Annotated in this window: 21 protein-coding genes; 6 read left to right on the top strand and 15 right to left on the bottom strand. The window is 39.3% G+C overall.

From position 1 onward, the window contains the following. Positions 1 to 6: 6 nt before the first annotated feature. Complete coding sequence (locus IGJ00_RS01140; protein WP_071866129.1) at positions 7 to 699, top strand: DUF975 family protein; 693 nt, start codon at positions 7 to 9, stop codon at positions 697 to 699. Between the two features lie 64 nt (positions 700 to 763). Here the strand turns inward: IGJ00_RS01140 and IGJ00_RS01135 are convergent, their stop codons facing one another. Together IGJ00_RS01135 and queA are read right to left on the bottom strand one after the other, a co-directional pair. Next, positions 764 to 3,424, bottom strand: a complete 2,661-nt coding sequence (locus tag IGJ00_RS01135) for a calcium-translocating P-type ATPase, PMCA-type (RefSeq protein ID WP_071866128.1) — start codon at positions 3,422 to 3,424, stop codon at positions 764 to 766. A 569-nt stretch (positions 3,425 to 3,993) separates the two neighbouring features. Further along, positions 3,994 to 5,025, bottom strand: a complete 1,032-nt coding sequence (gene queA / locus IGJ00_RS01130; protein WP_071866127.1) for a tRNA preQ1(34) S-adenosylmethionine ribosyltransferase-isomerase QueA — start codon at positions 5,023 to 5,025, stop codon at positions 3,994 to 3,996. A 261-nt stretch (positions 5,026 to 5,286) separates the two neighbouring features. Here queA and IGJ00_RS01125 point away from each other — a divergent pair, with 261 nt between their 5' ends. The 4 genes from IGJ00_RS01125 to IGJ00_RS01110 are packed head-to-tail and all read left to right on the top strand — an operon-like array spanning position 5,287 to position 8,683. After that, positions 5,287 to 6,456 (top strand): betaine/proline/choline family ABC transporter ATP-binding protein, encoded by a 1,170-nt coding sequence (locus IGJ00_RS01125; RefSeq protein WP_071866126.1) that lies wholly within the window; start codon positions 5,287 to 5,289, stop codon positions 6,454 to 6,456. Positions 6,457 to 6,459: 3 nt separating this feature from the next. Further along, positions 6,460 to 7,101, top strand: coding sequence for an ABC transporter permease (locus tag IGJ00_RS01120; protein WP_010736596.1), 642 nt, complete (start codon positions 6,460 to 6,462; stop codon positions 7,099 to 7,101). After that, on the top strand, positions 7,098 to 8,015 hold the full coding sequence (locus IGJ00_RS01115; RefSeq protein ID WP_019722424.1) for an osmoprotectant ABC transporter substrate-binding protein: 918 nt from the start codon (positions 7,098 to 7,100) through the stop codon (positions 8,013 to 8,015). The genes IGJ00_RS01120 and IGJ00_RS01115 overlap by 4 nt, the downstream gene beginning before the upstream one ends. A gap of 5 nt (positions 8,016 to 8,020) precedes the next feature. Beyond that, positions 8,021 to 8,683, top strand: a complete 663-nt coding sequence (locus IGJ00_RS01110; RefSeq protein ID WP_019722425.1) for an ABC transporter permease — start codon at positions 8,021 to 8,023, stop codon at positions 8,681 to 8,683. A gap of 186 nt (positions 8,684 to 8,869) precedes the next feature. On the opposite strand, the gene IGJ00_RS01105 is transcribed toward IGJ00_RS01110, so the two are convergent. The 10 genes from IGJ00_RS01105 to IGJ00_RS01060 all read right to left on the bottom strand — a co-directional run bounded on the left by IGJ00_RS01105 (position 8,870) and on the right by IGJ00_RS01060 (position 22,268). Further along, entirely contained in the window at positions 8,870 to 9,238 is a 369-nt protein-coding gene (locus tag IGJ00_RS01105; RefSeq protein ID WP_019722426.1) for a type II toxin-antitoxin system PemK/MazF family toxin, read from the bottom strand. Then, a complete protein-coding gene (gene mazE / locus IGJ00_RS01100) occupies positions 9,238 to 9,459 on the bottom strand; it encodes a type II toxin-antitoxin system PemI/MazE family antitoxin (RefSeq protein ID WP_019722427.1) in 222 nt (73 codons plus the stop codon). Before mazE ends, IGJ00_RS01105 begins: the two co-directional genes overlap by 1 nt. Positions 9,460 to 9,751: 292 nt before the next feature. Then, positions 9,752 to 11,575 carry an APC family permease gene (locus tag IGJ00_RS01095; RefSeq protein WP_010736602.1) on the bottom strand — a complete coding sequence of 608 codons (1,824 nt, stop codon included), beginning with the start codon at positions 11,573 to 11,575 and terminating at the stop codon, positions 9,752 to 9,754. Positions 11,576 to 11,875: 300 nt separating this feature from the next. Next, positions 11,876 to 14,581, bottom strand: coding sequence for a YhgE/Pip family protein (locus IGJ00_RS01090; protein ID WP_438844017.1), 2,706 nt, complete (start codon positions 14,579 to 14,581; stop codon positions 11,876 to 11,878). A 651-nt stretch (positions 14,582 to 15,232) separates the two neighbouring features. Continuing rightward, the gene (locus IGJ00_RS01085) at positions 15,233 to 15,595 is read right to left on the bottom strand and encodes a type II toxin-antitoxin system PemK/MazF family toxin (protein ID WP_019722700.1); all 363 of its coding nucleotides are present in this window, start codon (positions 15,593 to 15,595) and stop codon (positions 15,233 to 15,235) included. 10 nt (positions 15,596 to 15,605) lie between these two features. Beyond that, positions 15,606 to 16,724, bottom strand: coding sequence for an alanine racemase (alr, locus tag IGJ00_RS01080; protein ID WP_071866123.1), 1,119 nt, complete (start codon positions 16,722 to 16,724; stop codon positions 15,606 to 15,608). Positions 16,725 to 16,739: 15 nt separating this feature from the next. Continuing rightward, positions 16,740 to 17,090: a holo-ACP synthase gene (gene acpS / locus IGJ00_RS01075; RefSeq protein WP_010736606.1), complete on the bottom strand. Its 351-nt coding sequence runs from the start codon at positions 17,088 to 17,090 to the stop codon at positions 16,740 to 16,742. A 708-nt stretch (positions 17,091 to 17,798) separates the two neighbouring features. Next, the gene (gene cshA, locus IGJ00_RS01070; protein WP_074799594.1) at positions 17,799 to 19,334 is read right to left on the bottom strand and encodes a degradosome RNA helicase CshA; all 1,536 of its coding nucleotides are present in this window, start codon (positions 19,332 to 19,334) and stop codon (positions 17,799 to 17,801) included. A gap of 316 nt (positions 19,335 to 19,650) precedes the next feature. Further along, positions 19,651 to 21,003: a UDP-N-acetylmuramoyl-tripeptide--D-alanyl-D-alanine ligase gene (locus IGJ00_RS01065; protein WP_438844016.1), complete on the bottom strand. Its 1,353-nt coding sequence runs from the start codon at positions 21,001 to 21,003 to the stop codon at positions 19,651 to 19,653. A 197-nt stretch (positions 21,004 to 21,200) separates the two neighbouring features. Beyond that, entirely contained in the window at positions 21,201 to 22,268 is a 1,068-nt protein-coding gene (locus tag IGJ00_RS01060) for a D-alanine--D-alanine ligase (protein ID WP_019722696.1), read from the bottom strand. Positions 22,269 to 22,446: 178 nt separating this feature from the next. Between IGJ00_RS01060 and IGJ00_RS01055 the strand changes: the two genes are divergently transcribed. Next, positions 22,447 to 24,192: an ABC1 kinase family protein gene (locus IGJ00_RS01055; RefSeq protein WP_438844015.1), complete on the top strand. Its 1,746-nt coding sequence runs from the start codon at positions 22,447 to 22,449 to the stop codon at positions 24,190 to 24,192. 180 nt (positions 24,193 to 24,372) lie between these two features. Here the strand turns inward: IGJ00_RS01055 and IGJ00_RS01050 are convergent, their stop codons facing one another. From IGJ00_RS01050 to IGJ00_RS01040, 3 genes are all read right to left on the bottom strand, one after another. Next, complete coding sequence (locus IGJ00_RS01050; RefSeq protein WP_071866119.1) at positions 24,373 to 24,738, bottom strand: DUF2512 family protein; 366 nt, start codon at positions 24,736 to 24,738, stop codon at positions 24,373 to 24,375. Between the two features lie 176 nt (positions 24,739 to 24,914). Next, complete coding sequence (locus tag IGJ00_RS01045; protein ID WP_071866118.1) at positions 24,915 to 25,361, bottom strand: YaiI/YqxD family protein; 447 nt, start codon at positions 25,359 to 25,361, stop codon at positions 24,915 to 24,917. Beyond that, entirely contained in the window at positions 25,342 to 26,715 is a 1,374-nt protein-coding gene (locus tag IGJ00_RS01040) for a hypothetical protein (RefSeq protein WP_074799589.1), read from the bottom strand. Before IGJ00_RS01040 ends, IGJ00_RS01045 begins: the two co-directional genes overlap by 20 nt. Positions 26,716 to 26,741 lie beyond the last annotated feature (26 nt).

Below are 26,741 nucleotides of genomic sequence, written 5' to 3'. Positions count from 1 at the left end.
GAAAATATGGTATCTTCTGGGGAATTAAAACAACAAGCAAAAGACAGCTTAAAGGGACGTTGGGGGCAAGCAATTCTATTAAATCTGATTCCAACATTGATCACAATTGCTATTATTCTTATTTTAGCTTTACCTACTGCTTTACTGATTGCAACGATGCAAGACAGTAGCGCAATGCAAGAAATGGTGAGTGGTTCAAGTAGCAGTAGTTCAGGCGGAGGGATCGTTTCTACGATCATCAGTGCATTGTTCATGAGTGGGATTTCTTGGACCTATTTAGACATTATCCGTGGGAAACGAACAACGATCGAACCATTCAAAGATGCTTTCCGCGGTTTTTCAGGCGTATTCTTCGGTGGCGTTCTATTGTTAGCACTAGTGACAACGATTTTCACTACGTTATGGGCATTGCTTTTAGTCATTCCTGGGATCATCAAAGGGTATGCCTATTCTCAAAGTTATTTCATTTACTATGATGTCGTAACAGAAACAGGCGAAAAACCAAAAATCCTTGATACGATCACTGCAAGCCGCAAATTGATGGATGGCTACAAAGGAAAATTATTCTGGTTAGACTTATCGTTTATCGGATGGCACATCTTAGCAATTGCTACAGTCGGTATCGGTTATCTATGGTTGAATCCATACATCACTGCAACTAAAGCTGCTTTTTACGAACAATTACCAAAACAAGTTTAATCAGCTTTTTCACCATAATAAAAAGGATTGGAAAATCTCCAATCCTTTTTTGGTGTTTATTTTTTTACATTTCAGATTCTGGTGCTTCTACTGTCTCTTCCTCATCTGGCAATTGGTGGAACTTGATCAATTCATTGACCCCAATCGGTATAATCGACAAGATTCCTACTAAGAACCAATGATTCAAACTAATATGAACTAACCCAAATAATTCTTGCGTGAATGGTAATAAAGCGACTGCTGACGTGATAAGAAGGGAAAGAATCGCCATTTCCACTAACGATTTATTCGTTGCTAAGTTCACTTTGAAAATCGATTGACTACTACGAACATTAAAGACATGGATGATCGAAGAGTAAGCCAATACTAGAAATGCGACGGTTTGGCCAACTTCTTGACTAGCATCGACCCAAGGGCTGATCGTATCAACGAAGCTTCCTAAATAGTAACCAAATAAAGTGACTACCGTAAATATTCCTGCATTGATGGCAATTTTCTTCATTAAACCACGAGCGAAAATCCCTTCATTTTTAGGAATTGGCGCTTCATTCATGATCCCTTCCTCTGCTGGTTCTCTTCCTAAAGCAAAACCAGGCAGTCCATCAGCGACAACGTTTACGAACAATAGTTGAACGGCTGTAAATGGTGCCCCCCAACCAACTAACATCGCAATCAATACGATAAAAATCTCAGAGATATTACAGCTTAATAAGAAATTGATCGCTTTTCGAATATTTTGATAAACGGAACGTCCTTGGCTAACGGCATCTACGATCGTAGCGAAGTTGTCATCGGTCAAAATCATGTCAGCGGCACTTTGCGCTACATCTGTACCGGTGATCCCCATCGCACATCCAACGTCACTCGCTTTCAATGCTGGCGCATCGTTCACACCATCACCTGTCATTGCGACCACGGCACCTGTTCGTTGCCATGATTTGACGATTCGGATTTTATCTTCTGGGGTTACGCGAGCATAAACCGATAAATCTTTTACTCGATCATCTAATTCTTCATCAGATAACGCACGGAGTTCCGCACCTGAAAGAGCTTCGTTACTATTGGTCAAAATTCCCAATTCTTTGGCAATCGCACTGGCAGTGACGACATGGTCCCCAGTGATCATCACTGTTTTGATACCAGCTTTTTTCGCACGCTTGATAGCACCTTTACTTTCAGGACGTGGCGGATCGATCATACCGATCAAGCCAATCAAACGTAGATCTTTTTCTAAAGCTTCTGAAGTGATTTCTTGTGGTTTTTCGTCATACGTTCGATAACCTACTGCAATTACACGTAAGGCACGTTTCCCAAAACGGTCGTTGACCACTTCTGCTTGTTCAACATCTCCAGACGTAAATTTTGGTGCTAAGACATCAAATGCGCCTTTTGTGATAGAGATATACTTATCACCCATTTTATGGACAGTCGTCATCATTTTTCGATCAGAGTCGAATGGGAGTTCGTCAACCCTTGGGTATTTTTCTTCTAATTCTTCTTTTGTATGATAGTTTTCCTCAACTGCACGTACGATTGCTGCTTCCGTTGGATTACCTTTGACGATCAATTCATCGTCCTCTTTTTCAACCGTCACATCGGTACATAATGCAGCCATTTTTAAGATTTCCATGGCGCTATTTGTCATTGAATCTTCGACGTCTGTCACTTCATCTTCTTTACTCCACACGCGACGGACGCGCATCCGGTTTTGTGTCAGTGTACCGGTTTTATCCGAACAGATGACATTCGCAGTACCGAGCGTTTCAACAGCTGGCAGCTGACGAATGATCGCATGTTTTTTCGCCATTTTCTGTACACCATAAGCAAGTGTCAACGTAACGATAACAGTTAATGTTTCTGGTACTGCGGCAACAGCTAAGGAAATCGAAGTCATGAACATTTCAAGTAACGGTTCACCTTGAAGTTCACCAATCAAAAAGACTAAGGCAGCAGCAGCTAATGCAATCACACTGATTCGCTTCCCTAATTGATTCAAACGGACTTGTAGTGGTGTTTTCTGCATTGTATGGTCATTTAATAATCCGGCGATTTTTCCCATTTCGGTCTGCATACCAATCGCTGTGACGATCGCTTTCCCACGACCAGCAGCAACGGTACAACCTTTAAAGACCATGTTCAATTGGTCACCGAGAGAGTCATCTTCTTGACTTATGTAACCTGCGTCTTTTTCGACAGCCTCACTTTCACCGGTTAGAGCTGATTCTTCTACACGTAATTGTGATGTTTCAACTAAGCGAGCATCCGCAGCAATTGCTGATCCTGCTTCTAATACCAGCACATCCCCGACAACTAGATTCTCAGCATCTACTTTTTCTACTTTACCATCTCTGAGGACCGTAGCGGTTTGTTTATTCATATCTTGTAGGGATTCTAATGCTTTTTCTGCATTTCCTTCTTGAACAATCGCTAGAACTGAATTGATGATAACAATCGCAATGATCAAGAGTCCTTCGAACAGGTCTCCATGTTCAGTTGCAAATGCGGTGTAAAATGAAATGACTGCGGCAACTAACAAAACAATCGTGGTGAAATCTGAAAGACTTCGTATAAATTTTTTGAAGAGTGATTCTTTGGGGGCTTCTTCGAATTGATTTTTGCCTTGTTTTTGACTTCTTTCTTTTGCTTCAGTCATCGACAAGCCTTGATCTATATCTACTTTTGTTTCTTCTGCTATTTCTTCTATTGTTTTTTTGTAACTATCCATCCTATACCTCCTTTAAAAATCATACGTTATGTATAACGTACTATTTTAGTATAACATCTTTTTTTTAATTAATTCAACTATATCGCATATATATATGAAGAGAAATATTTTAAAATAATCGATACATATTCATTGCAAACGCTACCAAAACGTGGTATGATTTAACCATAAGGAAGGAGGAAAAGACAAATAGATAGAAGAATTTCTCGATAGAGTAGTATAAGCAAACAAAGTTGTTAGAAGTACAAGTTTCACCTTAACGAGCATGTGAAGTAACCATTATAAATAGTGAATGCGTATGACTGTTTGAAACGAAAATCGTTCAAAAAAAGAAGTAGTGGGATACGTAACAATTAAATAACATGAACATCTGAAAATTGAATAGGAACAAGAGATGATTCAACTGTTGAAGATGTAAAGAAAACAAGATTTTTTGTTTATCAAGAAGAAATTCAACACCGTACTTTGCATGTTCTATGGAAAGTTACACTAATTCTATTTATTTGTTTCCTTCCGAAGCACAAAAGCCCCGACTAATCGAGAGTCGGGGTCTTTTTTATCTTAAAAAGTTACTTCACAAACATCGCATCGCCAAAACTGAAGAAACGGTAACGTTCATCAATGGCATGTTGATAAGCTGATAATGTCAATTCTCTACCAGCAAACGCACTGACTAGCATCACTAAAGTGGATTTTGGCAAGTGGAAATTCGTAGAAAAAGCTTCAACTACTTTGAACTCATACCCTGGCGTAATAAAGATATCGGTCCAACCACTATCTGCTTTGATCTCACCATCAAATTTCGTACCGATCGTTTCTAATGTGCGGATCGATGTCGTTCCTACTGCCACGATTTTCCCGCCATTTTGGCGAACTTGATTCAAACGAGTAGCAGCTTCTTCGGTCAAACGATAAAATTCACTGTGCATTTCATGCTCTTCGATTTTATCGACACTCACTGGACGGAAGGTGCCTAGACCGACATGAAGTGTCAAATAGACAAGCTCTACGCCTTTTGCTTTGATTTCATCTAATAATTCTGTCGTGAAATGCAAGCCAGCAGTTGGCGCAGCTGCTGAGCCATTCTCTTCTGCATAGACAGTTTGATAGCGATCTGGATCTTCTAGCCGTTCTTTGATATAAGGAGGCAACGGCATTTCACCAAGTGCTTCTAGATTCTCTAAGAAAATCCCCTCATAGGCAAATTCAATGATTCGTCCACCATGATCTAGCTCTTCTTTCACAACTGCTTTTAGACGGCCGTCACCAAAAACGATCTCCGTTCCTACTTTGGCACGTTTGGCTGGTTTGATCAGTGTTTCCCACGTGTCACCTTCCGTATTGGTCAAAAGCAATACTTCTAAATGGGCACCCGTCTCTACTTTTTCACCGTATAAGCGCGCAGGCAATACGCGTGTATTATTCATCACTAACGCATCACCAGGATTTAATTCCTCAATGATTTCATGAAAATGTTTATCCATCATCTCACCTGTCTTGCGGTCAACTACAAGTAATCGGGAATGATCCCGGTCTTTTAATGGTGTTTGGGCAATCAGTTCTTCGGGTAACTCAAAATCGAAATCTTCTGTTGTTAACATATCGTCACTCACTTTCTCTGTTTGGCCCTTTTATTTTACCATTTTATGCCGACAATGCCAAAAAGCAAAAATCTTATCATTCCATTCATTTTTGATTAGTTACGTTATCTTTTCAGCTATATTTTATTTATAAATTCAAAAAACGCCTACTAGTCTAGTTATTTGTATAGTAAATAAATCATCAAATTTGTATTCCTTAGTTATTTTAGGCATACTATTATAAGAACATTCTTTATGGAAAAGAAAAGAAGAGGTGCAAATATGATCGAATTTCAGAATGTATCAAAAATTTATAAAGGTGGAAAAGTCGCAGTCGAGAACGTCAACATTTCTTTTGAAAAGGGCGAATTTATTTGTTTTATCGGTACAAGTGGTAGCGGAAAAACCACTACGATGCGGATGCTTAACCGCATGACGGACCCGACAGAAGGTCAGATTTTGATTGATGGAAAGTCGATCCAAGAAATCAACCCTGTTGAACTCCGACGACAAATCGGCTATGTGATCCAAAGTATCGGTTTGATGCCTCACATGACGATCCGAGAAAATATCACTCTTGTGCAAAAATTATTGAAGGTCAGCCAAGAAGAACGGAACAAAACAGCAGAGAAAATGATCGACTTGGTGGAGCTTCCTCGTGAAATGCTTGATCGTTACCCACATGAGTTATCTGGTGGTCAACAGCAACGTATCGGTGTCGTTCGTGCATTAGCGGCGAACCAAGACATCATTTTGATGGATGAACCTTTTGGTGCACTAGACCCTATCACAAGAGATTCCTTACAAGATTTAGTCAAGGATCTGCAAGAACGTTTAGGAAAAACGATTGTCTTCGTGACACATGATATGGATGAAGCAATCAAATTATCCAGTCGCATCGCAATCATGAGCGAAGGCAGAGTCATTCAATTTGATACCCCACAAAACATTTTACGCCACCCTGCCAATGAATTTGTCGAAGAATTGATCGGTGAAGATCGCTTACTTCAAGCCAAACCAGATACAACAAAAGTAGGCGAAGTCATGCTGAACCAAGCCATCACGATCACACCAGAAAAATCATTGCAAGAAGCCATCAAATTGATGCGTGAAAAACGTGTCGATACGCTTTTAGTGACTGATAATTCAAATACCTTAAAAGGATTTATCGATGTTGAAACAATCGATAAAAAACGTGGCAAAGTCTCAAGTGTTGGCGATATCTTGAACAAGGATGTTTTTTATGTAAAACAATCCGCTTACTTACGTGATACCCTACAACGAATCTTAAAACGTGGCTTAAAATATGTGCCAGTAGTTGATGAACAAAATAAAGTCGTTGGTATTTTAACTCGAGCATCTCTTGTCGACATCGTCTATGACGTGATCTGGGGCGAAGAATCATCGCTTACTGATGCAATTGGTACGCCATCTGAAACAAAGGAGGTTTAACCAATGGCCGAATTTTTTCAACAACATGGCGCTGAGATCCTCTCAAAAAGTCTCGAACATCTCTATATTTCAGCAATTGCATTGGTCATCGGGATTGCCGTTGCTGTTCCTTTAGGTGTTCTTTTGACGCGTTTTCCTAAAGTCGCAACGATTGTTATTGGTCTGACCAGTGCGTTACAAACGGTCCCTTCTCTTGCCCTATTAGCACTTATGATTCCTTTATTCGGTGTCGGTAAATTGCCTGCAATCATTGCCCTATTTATCTATTCCCTTTTACCTATTTTAAGAAATACCTATATTGGGATGAAAAATGTGGATTGGAATTACCGCGATGTCGCAAAAGGCATGGGGATGACAAATATCCAATCGATTTTTTCTGTCGAATTGCCGATCGCTATGCCGACGATCATGGCAGGTATCCGGTTAGCAGCAGTCTATGTGATTGCATGGGCAACCCTCGCCTCTTACATCGGCGCAGGCGGGCTAGGCGATTTGATTTTTAGCGGTTTGAATAATTATCAACCCGATTTGATTTTCGCTGGAACGATCCCTGTAACGATCTTAGCATTGCTTGCAGATTTCTTATTAGGACTATTGGAGAATCGGTTAACTCCGATCGCATTGAGGGAGGAGAATGACGAATGAAACGAATCAGAAATAGTGTCGTTCTCGTATTGACCGTCTTATTACTTGCAAGTTGCTCCTTCCCAGGATTGGCAAGTAATACGGATGAAGATACGATTTCTATCACCGGTGGGATCACTTCTGAAGCTCAGATCATTGCCAGTATCGTTGCCGGGATGATCGAACATTATACAGAAAAAAATACGACGATCATCAATAATTTAGCGACGACAACAATCAATCATCAAGCGATGATCAACGGAGATGCTTCGATTTCTGCCGCTCGCTATACAGGGACAGATTTGACGACTACCCTTAATCTGCCACCTGAAAAAGATCCCGCAAAAGCGTTCGATATCGTAAAACGTGAATTTGAAAAAAGGTATGATCAAACCTGGTTCCCTTCTTATGGGTTCGAGAACACCTACGTTTTTCTTGTTCGCAAAGATACTGCGGAAAAATACAATTTAAAGAAAGTCAGTGACTTGAAAAATGTCGCCGATGAACTTGTCGCTGGAGTGGATACTTCCTGGATCAATCGTAAAGGAGATGGCTATGACGGCTTCAAAGAAACATATGGCTTTTCATTTGATTCTATCTTGCCTATGCAGATCGGTCTAGTCTATGACGCCGTAGAAGCTGGGCGAATGGATATCGTTTTAGGGTATTCCACAGACGGTCGTATCGCTAGTTATGATCTAGTCATGCTAGAAGATGACTTGAGTTTTTTCCCACCTTATGACGCTGCACCGGTTGTAGATAATCAACTATTAAAAGATACGCCGGGATTAGCAGAAGCATTAACAAAATTAAGTAATACGATCAGCACTGAAAAAATGCAACAATTGAACTATGAAGCAGATAATAATTTGGTTGAGCCTTCTGTCGTCGCAGAGCGCTTTTTAAAAGAAAACCAATACTTTGGAGGGGAGTGACGATAATGGAAAACATGAATTGGCTTGAACAATTTATTTATTATTTTCAAGAGAATGGTACGTATGTCTTTTCACAGTTCCTACGTCACTTTCTCATTTCGATCTATGGCGTACTTTTTGCAGCAATCGTCGGTATCCCCGTTGGTATTCTTATTTCACGAAAACGTAAGTTAGCCAATTGGGTGATCCGTTTTGCAAATATCATCCAAACGATTCCTTCGTTAGCCATGATCTCGATCTTGATGATCGGGTTAGGTTTAGGGGTCAATGTCGTGATCGTCACGGTGTTCTTGTATTCGCTATTGCCGATCATCAAGAACACGTACACTGGGATGATCCAAGTCGACAAAAATATCCTTGATGTCGGTAAAGGGATGGGGATGACAGCCAGCCAACGTCTCTTTATGGTAGAACTACCGTTGTCTGTGTCAGTCATTATGGCAGGCATTAGAAATGCTTTGGTCGTTGCCATCGGGATCACCGCCATCGGTGCCTTCGTCGGAGCTGGCGGATTAGGAGACATCATCATTCGTGGGACCAATGCCACAGATGGTACGTCGATCATCTTAGCCGGAGCCTTGCCAACAGCCTTCATGGCAATCATCACCGACTGGGTCTTAGGGATCATCGAACGCCGTTTAGACCCTGCGGCAAAGCATTCAAGATGATGAACATAGAGAATGCATAATTGAACCCAATAGATTTCTATCTTTAAACAATTGAAAACACCGCCAGTTCAAGAAATAAACGCTTGATTTGGTGGTGTTTTTTTACTGAAGTTCAGATTGATAATCATTGACTAAATCTTCTGGTATGTACAGTTCTATATAAACTATAAATAAATGAGTTGCTACTTACTCTGACAATAATGATGAAAAATCAAACACCATATCAATGATTTGTGCCACTTCACCTAACTCAGCTAGAGTGGCTTTCTCTACAAAGCGTACATTTCTCTGCTTTTCCATAAAATCAAATGTTTTGATTTGAAAAGGATTGATATATCCTTGTAGTTTATGACTCTTATCTAATGCAATATAGTTTTTATATTTCGTATCAGTAATTGGACAAACCGCACACATCCCTGTTACTGCATTATAATGGTTCGCACTGACAACAATTGCAGGTCTTCTTTTTTTAATCTCTCTACCTATGCTAGGATTGAAATTAATAATCACGAAATCTCCTTGTTTAGGCGTATAGCCATTAATAGTATATACCATTAAATAATTTCCTTTCCTACAAGTGAATCCTCAGGAAATCCAGCACTTGCATTAATTGTTTCATCATTTTCAAATGCTTCATCAAAAATATTTTTTTTCTTTTTTATAAACGTGATTGTATCGTCTTCTCCCTTAACAGCAATATACTCAACATTTTCTTCTATGCCAAATTTAGTAGGTACAGTTAAAACAATCGCATTACCTTGTTTCCTAGTCTTCATAATCTTCGCCCTCCATTCTATCTATTATCATCATAATATAAATACAACGTGAATACATTTTTCGTAAAATTGAATACCCAACCCAATTTCACATAACTATAAAAAAGGGAGTGGAACATCAATTCTCTACCCCCGCCTAAAATCGAATAAACGGCGGGAACAGAAGTAACCTCTTCGGAAATAAGGCGCCATCCACAAAAATTTGAAGAACAATTTTCGTGGATGGCGCCTTATTTCTCGAGGCTGAACACTTCTGTCCCGACCTCTAAAATTGATACTCACTATCATGTAATTATTTTTTCAAATGATAACTATACGTACTTACGACGATATTTTCACGCCAAGAAAGACGTAAACGCAATCTCAGACTCGTCTGATTATGCAAGATATTCTGCCATCTGCGATTTGGTACAAACTGTGGAATCAATACGGTCGTCGTATAATTTTGTTTTGCAGCATTCTTGCTGACTATATCCACATAACGCAAAATCGGATTTTGGATCGACCGATAAGAAGAATGGACGATTGAAAGACGCACATCTGGAAAATGCTTTTTAAATTCTGCTTGGATCTCTTTTTCCTTTTCGATATCCTCATCTAATGAAACGTGCATAGCAACAACATAATCACCGATCGAACGCGCATAATTCAACGCTCCGGTATTTACCCGCGTAACGTTCCCTACAAGTACCAAAACCGTATTTCCTTCATACTCGTGTAAGTTTACTTCGTCTTCTAATCGAAGTTGTTCTGCTACTTTTTTATAATGATCATGGATTTTATAGAAGACGAACATGACGATTGGCATGATGATGAAGAACGGCCAAATATCACCTAAGCGGTAAACAAATAAAATTGCGATGATGGCATAAGAGATAAATGCACCCGTAATATTCGCAATTGATTTCGTCCACCACTTTTTGCCTTCTTTTTTCCATTTGATGACCATTCCTGTTTGCGATAATGCAAAGGGGATAAATACACCAATGGAATACAGTGGAATCAATCGTTCAGTAGAGCCATTGAAAATAAACAATAGCACAATCGACCCTAATGCAAGCGTGATGATCCCATTTGAGTACCCTAAACGATCACCACGATCTTGGTACATATGAGGCATGAATTTATCTTTTGCTAAGTTATACGCTAATACTGGAAAGGCAGAAAACCCTGTATTTGCTGCCACTGCCAAAATCAAGGCTGTCGCAAATTGCAAGATATAATACAAGATCCCATGTCCAAAAACAGCTTGTCCGATTTGGGAAAGAACAGTTACTTCTTTTTCAGGAACAATTCCATACCAATAGTTGATAAACGTGATCCCTACAAAAAAGAACCCTAAGATCAATGCCATCATCGTCAAGGTCATCGCTGCGTTTTTCGCCCGTGGCTTTTTGAAGAACGGTACCGCATTACTGATTGCCTCTACACCAGTCAATGAAGAAGAACCAGAAGAAAAAGCCCGTAAGATCAATGCGACGGAAACCCCAGGGACAACTGCACCAGGCAGTGCTGTTGCTTGTAATGGTACTGCCCCAGTCACGATATTAAACAAACCAACGACAATCAATAAGGAGATGACGAGAATAAATGTATAGACTGGGAATAGTAAAAACGAAGCTGACTCTCTCAGTCCACGTAAGTTCAACATCATCAACAAGAGGACGATAGTCACTGAAATCGCTACTTGATGCCCATATAGAGCTGGTATAGCAGAAGTAATCGCCTCTGCACCGGCTGAGACGGAAACCGCAACAGTCAGCATATAATCGATCAATAAAGACCCGCCCGAAATCAGTCCAGCATTTTTACCGAGGTTCTCACTACTAACAACGTAAGCCCCACCCCCGTGTGGATAAGCGTGGATGATCTGCCGATAAGAAAGAGTTAATGAAATCAATAAAATAATAACAAATGCAGCAATTGGCAATGAATACCAGATCGCAGCAGCAGACAACGCCACTAATACCACAACAATTTGTTCTGTTCCGTACGCAATCGATGACAACGCATCGGAAGATAGTAGTGCTAACGCAGCAAACCTTGTTAATTTATGCTCGTCGTTTTCCGCCGACTTCAACGGCTTCCCTACTAACAACCTTTTTAAGTAATCCAATTTCTATGCTCCTTTACACACCTTTTCCCCTACGAATTACAGGTGTCATTTTTTATAGTAAACAAGATGTTATAGTACGCCCTTGACCTTTAAATGTCAACAAAATTCGGGAAAAATATCGATAGAAAATCCCCATATTTTTTTAATTCATTTTTAGAGTGATTTCCATGATTAAACCACTTGCTTTCTCTGGTACAGAAAAAAGACGAGCTTAGGAAAATAACGTTATCCTAAGCTCGTCTTCACTTAAAAACAGAGTCTTAAAATCTTTACGAGAAACGAATAGATGGTATCACGTTTCTAGTGGAAGATTCGACTTTCATGCGCAGCTTCTTTGAATTTCTTCATTTTTTCACTCACAAATGGATACGACACTGTACCAACGATCCCTACGACAATAAATATGCCGACTAATATCAAAATCGCATGTAGGGCATTTGGCCAATAGATACCACCAGCTGATTCACGTAAGAGGTTGACTGCATGAGTAAATGGCAAGAAAGGATTGATCATTTGGAAAAATTTCCCTGAAACTTGAATTGGATAGTTCCCACCACCACCAGATATGGACAAGACAAGAATAATGATGGCTATCCCTTTGCCGACATTGTCAAACAGCGCTGCTAAAACATAGACGATCATCATAAATGACAAAGCAATCAAAACAGCAAACAGTACACTGTAGACTGGATTCACTACATACACACCAAGCAAGAACATGTTCCCTAAAGTAACGATCAAGCTTTGAGCGATCGCCATCGTCAAGAAGGTCAACATGCGGGCGCCAAACTGTTCCCGTTTTGTATAGTTTTTACGCGCTTTTTTATCTAAATAGTAATCTGTTGTAGCGACACTTGAAAGTAAGACCGCACCTACCCACAAACATAGCGCAGTATAGAACGGTGTACTTGCTGATCCATTATTAGGGATTGGATACAACGAATTAGTTTGTAGTTCCACAGGCATCGTAAAGAATTCACTTTCCTTTGTCGCATCTAATTTCAAGAGTTTGATGACTTCCCCAAGATCAACCTCTTCTTCTCCTTTACGGATCGCATCTGCGGCTTTTTGGATACCAGCTTTGATGTTTGGCCAGTCATTCGTGATCAAGTCTGCCGCAGCATTCACCGCTGTTTCGACTTCTGGCATTTTATCGTTGACGGTGGTCATTGTGGTATTGATTTCATTTTTGATTGTTGGCCAATCATTTTGGATAAAATCAGCAGCTAAACCAAGTTTCTCTTCTAATACAGGTAAGTCGTTATTGTATAGGTCAGCTCCCTTATTGATTCCATTTACGATCGTTTCCATATTACCGTTTAGCATCGTATTTGCATCATGGACCTCTTGACCGATTGCAGGCATTTCTTTTTGATATTTCTCTAAGATCGCCACCGCATTTGTTACGGTTGCTTTGGTTGAATTTAATAGCGAATCAAAGTCGATTTGATCTGCTTTACTCAACGCACCTTGCGCCGTACTGATCGTATCGATCACTTGAGTCAAGATCGATTCAACGGTGGTGCTGACTTCATTTACATTGATACTACTGATCAATCCGTTGACAGAATTAGCAGCAGTTTGTACTTCTTCTAAAAGGCTAGTAACTTGAGAAATATCTCCTGCCTGAACAGCTTCATTTAATCGTGTTAATCGGTTTTGTAAATCAGTTAATACTGGTTTGACACTTTTCAATGTATCAATAATAGGTTGTAGTTTTGTATTACCAGCGTTGGCTTGTAAATCTTCCAAAAATGAAATCAACTTGTCAGTTGCTTGTTGTTGCTCATTAATACCGTTGATAAAATTAGTTAACAAGTTATTGATATTTTCTTTTTCCTCAGCTGTCAATTGCCCATCTTCGACAGCATTTTCGATTGTTTTCGCTAATGAACCTGTTGTGGTCGCTACTTGCCCAATCGAATCTAACGTCGTCTTCACGCTTGTCGTGATACCTGGTACGGCTTCTTTTAATTGTTCAGCGCCCGTTTTGGTATCCGCTGCGAGATTCTTCGCTTGTGATTCTAAATTTTTCACATCAGGTAAGATGTCTTGGACTTGTTGGATGATGGTCAATCCTTGTTTTGCTTCCTCGATTCCTTGATTCATCGTTTCTTCGATTGATGAAAAATCGTTGTCGATTTCAGCAATTTGTCGTCCAGCATCTTGGATCTCTGGGATTTTTTGTTGAAGGTCAAGAATGATTTTGGCTTGTTCCTTTAATTCTGGCATTTTATCGTTCAATTCAACGACCTTTTGTCCCATCTCATCTACTTCTGGGAGATAATCAACAAATTCATTTGCTTTCGCTAATTTGTCTTTGATATCTGGAAGTTGTTTTTGTAGATCAAGTACTTGTTGGGTATAGCCATCGATCGTATCCAAGTTTTCATCTGTTGATAGAATCATTGATTTTACTTTATTGATACTTACTAGGTTTGTATCAATATCGTACCCAATTTCATTAAAGACTTTTAGTAAAGTTTCGCTCGCCGTTCGAATAAATTCACTGGAGATTTGTGATTGGATCGTAGATGCACCTTTATCTGTAATTTTTGGTGCAATGGCATTGATTTTTTCATTGACTGTATATTCAATTTCCGGCTTTTTGATATCACCACTCGTAAAGCTTAATAAATCCTCCGAGAAATTCTCTGGCAAATAGATACCAGCATAATATTCCCCAGACCGTACACCGTCTTCTAATTCTTTTTTAGAGTCAACGAACTGCCAACCTAAATCTTTATTTTCATGTAATGATTTTAGTACTTCTTTTCCGATAGCGACTTCTTGTCCTTCAAACTCAGCCGGCTTGTCTGCACTATAAACAGCAATCGGTAATTCCCCTGTATTACCATAAGGGTCCCATAATGCTTTGATATTGAACCAAGCATATAATGAAGGAATGATCATAATTGCGATGATCAAAAGAGTCGCAACAGGATTTTTAAAAATTCGTTTCCAATCAAGTAAATATAAGTTTATTGTATTTTTTATTGATTTCATATTCATCACCTTTTTTTGTTTCAGCTGCATCACTTTATCATGAAAACCATACGATTTTCAATCCTATTTTCAATCAAGCAACTAATTTTTTGACAGTTAAATCAAACTGTCCGAATATTGTCATCTTTTGCTTAACAAATAATTAATCTTCTTTTATTCGCTAGTCCACTACCAAATGTAGCATCCCGAGAATTTTTTATGTGTAGTCAAATAAATCTGTTATAAAAAGCTTACCATAGTTTCTAAAAAAATGTCTAAATTGGTTACTCATAAAATTATAATCTTATTTTCAATATATATGCATCGTTATTTTATAAACTAAATCTTCTGATAGAACTGGAAAATCCGGTAAACCTGAACCACACAAACAAAAAAAGGCACGACAGCCAGAGGTCGGGATCGAAGTGTTTAGCTTCGAGAAATAAGGCACCATCCACGAAAATTGTTTTTCAAATTTTTGTGGATGGCGCCTTATTTTCGAAGAGGTTACTTCTATTCCCGCCGTTTATTCGGTTTTAGGTGGTGCGATGGGACGAATGTCCCAGACCGTTGAAGTTCCTCTTTTTTTGTTGTTGCCAAGCGCTGAATCGCGCAATGATTGACTAAACACACGGTGCTATTTTTTATGTATAAACGTGCTGTTTTTGTCTTTTATTTTGACACTGGGACAAGCGCTTCGATACCAACACTGATTTTCAATGCACGATCGACATCTAACATGATCGATCGTTCTAAATGACAGACTTTTTCTTTTAATCTGGACTTATCAATCGTTCTGATTTGTTCAAGTAAAATGACTGAGTCTCTTTCGATCCCTGTTCCGGTCGCTTTGATTCCTATATGTGTGGGCAATTTAGGTTTCGCCATTTTCGCAGTGATTGCTGCTACGATGACCGTTGGACTAAAATGATTACCTAAATTGTTCTGAATCACTAAGACCGGTCTTGTCCCACCTTGTTCTGATCCTACCACCGGAGAAAGATCAGCAAAATAAATATCTCCTCTTTTTACCATACGCCTCTCCTCACTCTTGATATTCTCTAGGTATACGGGGCCCTAGCACACATGCGACTTCGTAATGGATCGTACCCAATTGATCTGCTACATCTTGCATTGTGATTTTAGCCTGTTGATTTTTCCCGATCAACGTAACTTTAGTTCCTACTGGCATTTGATAGGGCAGACGGATCATCAATTGATCCATGCATACACGACCAATGATCTCACAATAATTTCCCTCCACTAATAATGAGAAACCTTGCATTTTCCGTAACCAACCATCTGCGTAACCGATTGGTACAGTTCCGATCCATTCTGAAGCTGAAGTCGTATAGGTTTTTCCATAACCTACACCTTCTCCTGCTGACAACTCTTTCACTTGGATCAATTCAGATACAAGTTCAAGCGCTGGTTGTAGGGGATACACTTCCGCTAACGCGTGACCGGATGGATTCAAGCCATACATTGCTACCCCATAGCGGATCATATTGCCTATAGCTTTTTCGTGCCATAATGCAGTGGCACTATTACTGCTGTGGATATATCTTGGTAAAGTAGGTAGACTTTCGATGATCTCACTGAATTTTTGGTTCTGCTGTTCCCAATAGGTGGTATCTGCTTGATCTGCTGTAGAAAAATGAGTATAGATCCCTTCCCATTCTAAATTGGGACTATCTTGGATGATTTCCACAGCCTCATTCACTTCTGCACTATTGAGAAAGCCAATTCTTCCCATTCCGGTATCGACTTTCAAATGCAATTTCAATAAATATTCTAGATGTCGTTCTGCTATATAAGTAGCCGCAGCTTCCAACCATTCTTTTGTTCCCGCAGTAATAGATAGATCGTGGATGACTGCAAGTGTCAACGCATCGATCGGAACCATATTCAATACAAGAATAGGTTGTGTGAAACCTGCCTCTCTCAGCTCGATTCCCTCATCTAAAGTAGCTACGCAAAAACCAGAAGCTCCACCTTTTTTTGCAGCTTCTGCTGTTTCGATTGCTCCATGACCATAACCATCTGCTTTGACAACAGCAAACAATTCTTTCCCATTCAATCGTGCTATTTCATTTGCTACATTTTCTGTAATTGCCTGTTTATGTACAATTGCTTTTGTCGGACGATGCCAAGCAATAACCATTGTTCTTCCTTCTTTCTAGTCTTCTAAAATAATCTGTGCAAAAGCTAACTCGTCTGTATGTGTGATGCTGACCCAGACTGCTCCTTCATGTGGAGATTTCGTTACAATTGGTTGTCCTGATCCATTTTTTAAAATTTCGATCTCTTGAAAGGTAACTTTACCGATCCCTGTTCCCCAAGCCTTTGAAAAAGCTTCTTTACATGCATAACGACCGCCTAAAAACTCAACCTGACGATGAAATGGCAGCAAACGAAACATTTCGATTTCACTTGGTGTCAGTACACGATCAATAAAGTTTTGCTTTTCTTTAATAATCTTAGCAATCCTCGACAGTTCAACTGCATCAATCCCAATCCCTTTTATCATACACGATTCTCTTTTCAAAAAATTTTAGAACACTCTAATTCTACCAAATTTTAGACAATTTACCACCAATAAGTCTAGAAATAACAAAAATGAAAGTTGTTTCCTAGTGAAAAACCACTTCTTCATTTTCTCCAATAAAAAACCATTGAGAATTGATTGCTAAAAATCTCTGACGCAAAGAAAACAGTTCAAGTCACTTCATTGCTTTTTTTACGAACGTTTTTCAAAAAAATAAGACGTACAATTCGAAAAACAGCTGATATATAAATCATTTTCCGCCTTGTTTGTTTATAAAATCATTTTATTGGTATTAATTCTAATTTACCATGGATCACGCATAAAAAAAGAAATTATTTTTACTTAATAAACAAAAAAAACAAAAATTTGTTGCTATATCCTTAAAAAGCTAAATATTTTATTTTTTTAAATAACATTTTTGTTAAAGTTATCTAAATTACCTGCTAAAAGGAGGAACTACGTTAAATTTATACTTAATACTCTTAGACTTCCCATTATTAGTAGATTTTTACCCTATGATCTCTACTTCTTTATGTAATGAAAGAGAGAGTATGTTTGTTTTTTTATTATCTATCAATTCCAAATAAACAATACAAAATAAGCCCGTCAAGGCCAAAAATAGGTAAGCTATTTTTGGATCTGACGGGCTTATTCGGATGGTCCTTCTGAGACCACCCCTTTACATGTGGATTAGTCGTTGTTCGTGCGGATCACGAAACCACGTTTTTTGTCGTTTGTGCGTTTTCCACCATTGTCTTTTTGTTTGTTATGGTTTTTGCTGTAGCTACCGCTACCTTTTGAATTTTTGTTGCCACGGTAGTTGCCATTATCACGACGATTACGGCTGTTTCCGCCGCCACTTCCGCCACCACGTTTACCATTTTTGTTGTAGCCTTTTTTCTGCATTGGCAATGGACGTTCTGGTGTGATTTTTACTGGTGTTGCATCTGATGGATCTTTGGCTGTTGTTTTCAACAATAAAGCGACTAAATCTTGAGCAGAGTATTCTTCCAATAATTTATCCGCAGTTTGCAGATATTTATCTAAGCCATTCTCTTCAAGTTTTTCTTCGATTTGTTCAATAGCAGCGCCTAGTTGTCCTTTGAATGCTTCTTTTTCAGTCGGTGGACGTAAAGTTGTCATACGTTTTTTCGTTAAGTTTTCAATAACATGTAAGTAACCCATTTCGTTTGGTGTAACGAAAGTTACTGACATACCACCTTTACCTGCACGACCAGTACGACCGATACGGTGAACATAGCTTTCTGGGTCTTGTGGGATATCATAGTTGTATACATGAGTAACTCCTGAGATATCTAAACCACGTGCAGCTACGTCTGTAGCAACTAAAATATCTAAATGACCACTCTTGAATGAACGTAATACGCTCATACGTTTTTGTTGGGAAAGGTCGCCATGGATACCTTCTGCACGATAGCCACGAGCTTCTAAGCCACGAGCTAATTCATCTACACGACGTTTTGTACGTCCGAAGACGATCGTTAATTCTGGTGATTGTACATCGAGCAAGCGAGTCATCACATCGAATTTTTCGTATTCTTTTGCGCGTACATAGTATTGATCGATCAAATCAGCAGTCATTTCTTTGGTTTTGATTTTCACGTGTGTTGGATCTTTCATGAATTTCACACCGATGTTTTTGATTGCTGGTGGCATTGTTGCTGAGAACAATAGTGTTTGACGTTGGTCTGGTACTTTAGAGATAATACTTTCGATATCTTCTAAGAAGCCCATGTTCAACATTTCGTCTGCTTCATCTAATACTAATGTTTCAACTGTTCCAAGTTTCAATGTGTGACGGTTGATATGGTCTAACATACGACCCGGTGTACCAACGACGATATGTGGACGGTCTTTCAATCCACGGATTTGGCGACCGATATCGGCGCCACCATAGACAGCTTGGACACGGACACGTTTGTCACGTCCTAAACGATAAAGTTCTTCTTGTGTTTGGATCGCTAATTCACGTGTTGGTGCAATAACCAATCCTTGTAGTTCTTGACGATTTGCATCGATTTTCTCTAACATCGGTAAGCCAAACGCAGCAGTTTTACCTGTTCCTGTTTGTGCTTGTCCAATCACATCTTTACCTTGTAAAGCAAGTGGGATCGTTTCTGATTGGATCGGTGTCGCTTCTTCAAATCCTGCACGTTCTACTGATTTTAATAATTCTGGTGATAATTCTAGTTCTTTAAATTTCAAATGAATCCTCCTATATGGTTGTTAACTGAGGATGTAGCTATAGTTTGCTACCCCGTCTTTTGTTCGGTCAAAGTGTCTGTTGCTTTTTTGACAGTGGCCACGCACGTTTCCCATCCATTCTTAGCCCCTGTGGCACCACCGAAAAATCACTTTGCGAAGTTTAGGCATTAGAAAAGCCAAACGGGTCGCGTTCAGCTTTATCATTGTTATGACATCTGGCTTTCGCATTTCATCATCAAGCCAGTCCAATTTCTCTTCATCTTTCGGCAATAGGTTATTCTAGCATAATTTATTGTTTTCTGCAAGTTTACAGTTTTTATTTCATTTCTTGTAGTCGTTCGACCACTTCAATCAAGCCCATACTATTACTACCTTTTAGTACAATCGTGTCATCTGGCTGGATCTCAGCAATCACCGCTGCAATCAATTGCTCTTTATTTTCTTCGGTATAATAAACCGGCAAATCAGGATATTTCTGAGCCAAAGCATCTTTTAACGCCTGCATTTCTTTTCCATACAAAAAGATCATCGAAAAGATGTCTGAAGAAATATGTTCACTCATGGAAGCATGCATGAGAGGCGAGTCTACCCCTAGCTCCAACATATCGGCTAACACGGCAAGTTTTCGTCCCGCTGCTGGGAGGCTTGCTACAGTATCTAAGACTAATCCCATAGCTGTAGGATTGGCATTATAAACATCGCTTAAGATCGCTGCCCCGTTTCTAGCAGTCAGCCATTCTGTTCGGTTTTGTGTCACTGTGACAGTTGCTAGACCTCGTCGGATTTCCGACAGAGACAACTCGAAAAACTGCCCGATCGCATAAGCAATCAGCGCGTTCGTCACATTATAGCTACCAGGTAAAGGGATCGTGAATGATTCGCCTTCAACGATAAATGTCGTTTGTTGCTTTTCTTCGATGATTCGTTGTGCAGAAATATCGCCTTGTTCGATTCCAAACGTCTTGATTTTTTGAGACAACGGAGCAATCAACGGTTCTAACAATGGTTCATTATTCGGTACGATCAATAATCCGTCTGGTAGCAACCCGTCAGCAATTTCCATTTTTGCTTTGGCGATACCTTCTCGTGACCCTAAATTCTCGATATGAGCCTCACCGATCATTGTGATTGCTGCAACTTTTGGTTGTGCCAGCAACGAGAGTTCCGTAATTTCATTGGCATGATCCATTCCCATTTCTAAAACGATTTTTTCAGTATCTTGAGGCATATGCAAGATCGTATAAGGCATGCCAATATTATTATTGTAATTTCCTTGTGTTTTATAAGTTTTATATCCTTGCGCTAAGACAGAAGCTGTTAGATCCTTTGTGGTCGTCTTCCCATTACTACCGGTAACAGCCACCACATCTGCCCCAACTTTTTTCAAATAGTATTGCGCCAACTCTTGCATTGCTTTTAAAGGATCAGAAACTGGTATGATCTCGATCCCCTCTGGTGCCTTTTCGGCTGCCCAACTCCAAAAAGAAGCAACTGCCCCATTTGCGATAGCTTGTTCAATAAATTCATGCCCATCTCTTGCGCCAGCTAAAGGAACGAACAAATCGCCTTCTTTGATTTTGCGGCTATCAAATTCTACTCCTGTGATTGATTGGGTTGACTCATGGTGACTTCCAACTGCTTGAGCAATTTCTTGTATTGTTATGTTCATCCATTCTCTGTCCTTTCGATTTAGACCAGTAGTCCTATAGGAATAGGAACAAAAAAGGTGGTGAAAATCGCCAATACTGATAGCGTCGAATAGTAAAAATCTTTCGCTTTCAATCAGTACCAGATGATCATCCACAACCTTTATTTTGCTATACATACTACTTCGACACATACATACTTGTGCTGATTACGTTTCAATTAGTCAAAGAAACTTTGTCTTTGATTATAACGGTTCAAGCCTAATTGGATCAACTCTTCAATCAAGTCACCGTATTTCAAGCCCATATTTTCCCAAAGCAATGGGTACATGCTGAATGCTGTAAATCCAGGCATTGAATTTAATTCATTCAGGAATAATTCATTTTTATTCGTCAAGAAGAAATCACAACGGCTCAAGCCACTTCCACCTAACATCGTATACGCTAATTTTGCATACTCTTGTGCTTTTTGATGGACTTCTTCTGGTACTTCGGCTGGAATCTGCATCTCGATGCGATTATTGATGTACTTCGCATCATAATCGTAAAATGCCACGTCTTTCACCACTTCACCAGGCAAGGTCGTGCGGACGTCTTCATTTCCTAAAACAGCGACTTCGATCTCCCGTGCTTCGATTCCTTGTTCCACGATGGCACGTGAATCGTATTGGTAAGCTGTTGCTAAGGCATTCTGTAATTCTTCTCGATTTTCAGCTTTAGTGATCCCCACGCTCGAACCCATATTTGCTGGCTTCACGAACATCGGATAAAGCAATGAGCCTTCACATTGGTCAAATACCTTTTTAGGATTTTCTTTCCATTGATTCTTCAAAACTGGAACATAAGGTACTTGCGGTACTCCGGCTGCTTGTAAAATATATTTTGTCATGATCTTATCCATGGCACAAGCACTCGTCAACACACCCGCACCGACATAAGGCATATTCAAGGTTTCCAAGAATCCTTGGATCGTGCCATCCTCGCCATTTGGACCGTGTAGAACTGGGAAGACGATGGTTCCTTCTTCTTTGATCTCTCCTGGATTGATGACAGTGCCGGTAAATCCTTCTGTCATTTTCCCACTTGGGTCCCACGTCAAGTGCAATTCTTCTTCACTTGTAGGTTTTTCAGTCAACAATGGGCCTTTGACCCATTGGCCGTCTTTACTAATAAATACGAGCTGTACTTGATAATAAGCATAATAAATAGCATTTAAAACGGAAAACGCTGAAAGAATCGAAACTTCGTGTTCCGCACTGCGTCCACCATATAATAAAGTAATCTTCAAAAGATTTTCCTCCTGTATTCGATATCATTCATTTTTACTTCATATTTTAGCACAAAAACAAAAGATGCAAACAGCTTATTTGAAAAAAGGTGAGGTACGTGTCATTTTATTCAAAAAACAGCGGAATAGTTGTCGCTTTTTTTCTTTATCGTTATGATAAGAGAAAGGAGGCATAGTTATGACCAAAACTACTTCTCGAAGCCGCTTAACAGAAATCATTCACGTATTCATCAAAGAAAATGTTCTGCCTAATCTGATCCAACAAAAAAATCCTGAACAAGTAAAAAAAGCCTTTGAAGAACTTGGCTCAACCTTTATAAAAATTGGGCAAATGCTTTCTGTACGTGATGACTTACTCTCTGCTGAGTTTACTAAGACATTCAAAACATTGCAAGACAATGTACCAAGTGATCCCTTTGTCACGACGAAAAAAACGATTGAACAGGAATTAGACGCATCCTTAGAAACGATTTTTACTAGCTTCAATAAAGCACCTTTCGCTTCTGCCTCTATGGGTCAAGCGCATCGTGCAACGTTAAAGAATGGCGATGCAGTCGTTGTAAAAGTCCAACATCCAAATATTGCGAAGGAAATCATGATGGACTTACAGTTATTCGAACGGGCGATTCCTTTGATCAAATATATTCCTGAAACAAGCGTCATCGATTTAAAAGGCGTGTTGCAAGAAGTCAAACGTTCATTGACAAACGAGTTGGACTTCTACAAAGAAAGTCAAAATGGCGCACGTTTCTATGACCTAAACAACCATTGGTATGAAATTAGATCCCCTAAAATCTATGAGGCACTTTGCACAAAAAAAGTCATTGTGATGGAAGAAATGTCTGGAAAGAACTTCAACCAATTGATGAATCTTGAAGAAACGGATGAACGTCTCATTGAGACACTTACGAATACTCAATTGAAACAACAAGTGGCTAAACGATTGATTGAACATTTTATGAAGCAAATCTTTGACGATGGTTTTTTTCATGCCGATCCACATCCTGGGAATTTATTGTTCCATCCTTTGAGCGTTGAAGAACTTTCAGAAAATGTAACGACAGACACAAAAGAACACCAAAAACAACTAGGCGCGATTTCTTTCAAAACGACTGCTACTGTCACTGAACCGTTGCAACCATATACAATCAGTTATATTGATTTCGGTATGATGGGTAGTCTCTCCGCTTCGCTAAGACAAAAGCTGATGGAAATCGTTTTAGCGATTTATACACGAGATATTTACCGTATTGAAAAAGCCGTCATCAACTTATGTCAACAAGAAGGGCCTTTTGATGAAAGTGAATTCCATCAACAACTCGCTAGCTTTTTGACACAATATTTAGACCTCCCCCTTGAAGAAATCGACTTGCAAGAAGTCTTTGCGCAGATCGTCTCGATTTGCCATCAGAACAACTTACAAATCGATCGTGATATCACGTTATTGCTTAAAGCGTTTAGCACATTAGAAGGAGTGATTCGTGTCCTTGATCCTGAAGTATCTTTGATGGAAGTCGCTACGCCCATTGCACAACGATATTTCTTAGCACATCTCTCTGTCGAAGATACATTGAAGCAAGCGGGCTTAGATATACTCGATGGTATCAAAACCGTACCGAAAATCCCACAGCAAGTCTACCATCTTCTAGAAACTTGGCGTTCTGGACAAGGAAAAATCAATTTGGAACTAAAGAAACAAGACCAACTGATGAACCGGATCGAAAGTATGGTGAACCGCTTAGTATTTGGTGTGATACTCGCCGCATTGATCGTCGGTTCTTCGCTGCTCGTCCAAGCTGCACCAGACGATCAAATCAATTTTATTACACTATTAGGTATATTCACGTATACGATCGCAGCTGTAGTCATTCTCTTTTTAGCCATCGATACATTGATCAACTATTATAAAAAACGACGGAAATAAACGAAAACATCCCAAAATATGAAACTATTTTCGGATGTTCTCGTTTATTTTTTAAGCTGTGTGCTTTTGACACAACCTCATTGCTTGATGATTAGAGTTAAGGATACACACTATTCCTGTTTTTTAGTCTGTAGCCTTTTGCTCGCTATCTATTTGATAATTTCAGCTTTTTTTGTTTGATTATTTCATTTTTCGTTCATCTGGTACGATTCTTTGTGACAACAACCACTTATGGAAGAACCATTCAGCGATCCCGATCAATAACGCAGGTATTAAAACCTTCATCCAAATATCCGTCATATCGTTCATAAAATAAAGATATAACCATAGAATGACTGCAGCTGAACCAGCATCTGCAATTGTAGCCGCGATATTTCCTACTTTTCGTAAAATCACCAAATCACCTAATACATAGATCATGACAACAATGATTACTCCGACAATCGTTGAATCCATGAAACTAACACCATACAGTCCCGTTAAAACGATCCACAAAATTGCCCAAATCATGATTGCTTTTACCACCAACGCCTTCACATGTTTCATTTTCTGCACTCCCTTCTTTTTTGGTTAAAAATATATGATTATATAATTAAATAATCTTCATAATTATATCTTTTGTTATAGAATCAATCAAAGATATCGTACTTATTTTAGCAATAAAAAAGATGAACACCGCTTCTGTTTAGTTAGAAACAATGTTCACCTGTTTTATATTCTATTCAACTTTCTTTAAGCGCTCGGATCAGCGCTTCTTTGAACCGTTGGTGATCTTCGTGAGTGAAAGGCTTCGGCCCTTTCGTCCGGATACCCGCTTTTCTCAACTTACTGCTTTGGTAACGTTGTTCCAATAATCCGTCAATGTTCGTGGTATCAAACTCTTTCCCCGATTGATGAAAGACTCTAACACCTTTAGGTAAGACCAGTGAAGCTAAGCCATAATCTTGAGTGATCAAAAAATCACCATTTTTGATCAGCCCGACGATTTTATAATCTGCACTGTCTGCCCCTTTATCGACATAAACAAACTGTACATAACTTGGATACTCTTTATTAGTATAGTGATCGACACTTGTCACGATCATTACCTCTAATTGAAAAGATGCCGCAATTTCAATCACATCATTTTTCACTGGAGAGCCGTCACCATCAATGAATATTTTTCGCATGTTCTTTCCTCCATAAAAGATAAACAGCAGTTACCCCAAGGAGCAATACACTGACATTTATCCATTTTACGTAAACTAACAATTGGATCATCGCGTTTGGCACGCTCAGACTACCAGTCAGTTGGAGCAATACACTCACAGGTTTGTCCAACCATTGTGCCATCAACAACATCAATGACATCAATAAGAATTGATGGGTCACACTTCCTTTGTTTTGCGTCGTAAACTTCTTGATCACGCGATTATCCATCGGTATTTCTGCGTCGATCTCATAATACGTACGATTCAACCAACTGCCTATTATCGCATGCCAAAAACTTAATAAGAATAAGCCAACCACAAAACCGATTTGTGGAAGTAACAGTACCATCAACGAACTAAATACTCCGGCTAGTTGAATGAGGACTGGTTCGATCGTCGGAATCTGGATCACTTGATTGCCAATGATTTTAGCTAACACCATCCCTGCAACATAAGGTAAATACATATACACGCCCAAATAGTCGAAACCATAGATACGACCGATATAAAGTGTCCCGAATAAAAAAAGAAAATTGCCTAACATGCCATTCAAAAAAGTAAAACTATTCAACCAAGTGGGTAATTTCCAATGCTTTCTCGCTCTCCCAAGATAAAAAGCCGCAAATAGAAACAACAGCATAAATCCATAGATTGCCACATCAAATAACGCAGGGTCAATCAACAAACGAGCATTTCTCAAAAGAAACAACAAAACGAAAAAGCCGATAAATAAAAGCAACTCTTTGGTAACTACCACATTCGACTTCATCTCTTTAAAATCTAATTCGTAGCGTGGATAATGACTGACCGTATGGTATGCCATAATATAGAACAATGTATATAAAGCTAACGTCATGACGACTTGTGTTGACCCAGGAAGCTCGATCACCCGAAACAAAAGAAGCAACAACAAAATCGCAAATGGAAATTTATTGGCTGACATGTTCGTGAATCCCTGTTGTTTTTCATGGTAATTCACTGTGATATTTGTGGGGATCAGCCATGCCGCACTTAGTCCTAAAAGTACACTTGATAGATAATACAACGGGAAATAAAGGACACCGAAAATCCCGATCAACGAACCTGCACCACCCATCAATAAAGAAATCATCAACAAGGTATAGCTATCCAGACCAAAGCGAATACTACTAACTAAAAACAGACCTGTCATGCGAAAGGTATAGAACAAAGTGAAGGGTAAAATCGATAACCATTGGTTCCCATCACTCAAACTTAAAAATAAAAGATACGGCACCAAGATAACCGTATTACTCAAAATAAAAGGTGTCGTCTGGGTAAAGTTCCGCCCAAATCGTTTGATTTTATCAATCATATAAAAACTCCTTACGTGTTAAACAT

Source organism: Enterococcus sp. AZ062 (genome assembly GCF_051715065.1).
GTDB classification, from domain to species: Bacteria; Bacillota; Bacilli; order Lactobacillales; family Enterococcaceae; genus Enterococcus_B; species Enterococcus_B mundtii.
Note: the sequence above shows the minus strand (reverse complement) of the source record. Positions and strands in the feature narration are given on the sequence as shown.

What these genes read in the sequence shown, in the direction of transcription:
- IGJ00_RS01110 (WP_019722425.1), top strand. Translation starts at nt 8,021, where the DNA reads ATGGAAAACATGAATTGGCTTGAACAATTTATTTATTATTTTCAAGAG.
- IGJ00_RS01055 (WP_438844015.1), top strand. Translation starts at nt 22,447, where the DNA reads ATGACCAAAACTACTTCTCGAAGCCGCTTAACAGAAATCATTCACGTA.
- IGJ00_RS01065 (WP_438844016.1), bottom strand. Translation starts at nt 21,003, where the DNA reads ATGAACATAACAATACAAGAAATTGCTCAAGCAGTTGGAAGTCACCAT.
- IGJ00_RS01040 (WP_074799589.1), bottom strand. Translation starts at nt 26,715, where the DNA reads ATGATTGATAAAATCAAACGATTTGGGCGGAACTTTACCCAGACGACA.
- IGJ00_RS01120 (WP_010736596.1), top strand. Translation starts at nt 6,460, where the DNA reads ATGGCCGAATTTTTTCAACAACATGGCGCTGAGATCCTCTCAAAAAGT.
- IGJ00_RS01125 (WP_071866126.1), top strand. Translation starts at nt 5,287, where the DNA reads ATGATCGAATTTCAGAATGTATCAAAAATTTATAAAGGTGGAAAAGTC.
- IGJ00_RS01050 (WP_071866119.1), bottom strand. Translation starts at nt 24,738, where the DNA reads ATGAAACATGTGAAGGCGTTGGTGGTAAAAGCAATCATGATTTGGGCA.
- mazE (WP_019722427.1), bottom strand. Translation starts at nt 9,459, where the DNA reads ATGAAGACTAGGAAACAAGGTAATGCGATTGTTTTAACTGTACCTACT.
- IGJ00_RS01115 (WP_019722424.1), top strand. Translation starts at nt 7,098, where the DNA reads ATGAAACGAATCAGAAATAGTGTCGTTCTCGTATTGACCGTCTTATTA.
- IGJ00_RS01085 (WP_019722700.1), bottom strand. Translation starts at nt 15,595, where the DNA reads ATGGTAAAAAGAGGAGATATTTATTTTGCTGATCTTTCTCCGGTGGTA.
- IGJ00_RS01105 (WP_019722426.1), bottom strand. Translation starts at nt 9,238, where the DNA reads ATGGTATATACTATTAATGGCTATACGCCTAAACAAGGAGATTTCGTG.
- IGJ00_RS01045 (WP_071866118.1), bottom strand. Translation starts at nt 25,361, where the DNA reads ATGCGAAAAATATTCATTGATGGTGACGGCTCTCCAGTGAAAAATGAT.
- acpS (WP_010736606.1), bottom strand. Translation starts at nt 17,090, where the DNA reads ATGATAAAAGGGATTGGGATTGATGCAGTTGAACTGTCGAGGATTGCT.
- IGJ00_RS01135 (WP_071866128.1), bottom strand. Translation starts at nt 3,424, where the DNA reads ATGGATAGTTACAAAAAAACAATAGAAGAAATAGCAGAAGAAACAAAA.
- alr (WP_071866123.1), bottom strand. Translation starts at nt 16,724, where the DNA reads ATGGTTATTGCTTGGCATCGTCCGACAAAAGCAATTGTACATAAACAG.
- queA (WP_071866127.1), bottom strand. Translation starts at nt 5,025, where the DNA reads ATGTTAACAACAGAAGATTTCGATTTTGAGTTACCCGAAGAACTGATT.
- IGJ00_RS01090 (WP_438844017.1), bottom strand. Translation starts at nt 14,581, where the DNA reads ATGAAATCAATAAAAAATACAATAAACTTATATTTACTTGATTGGAAA.
- IGJ00_RS01140 (WP_071866129.1), top strand. Translation starts at nt 7, where the DNA reads ATGGTATCTTCTGGGGAATTAAAACAACAAGCAAAAGACAGCTTAAAG.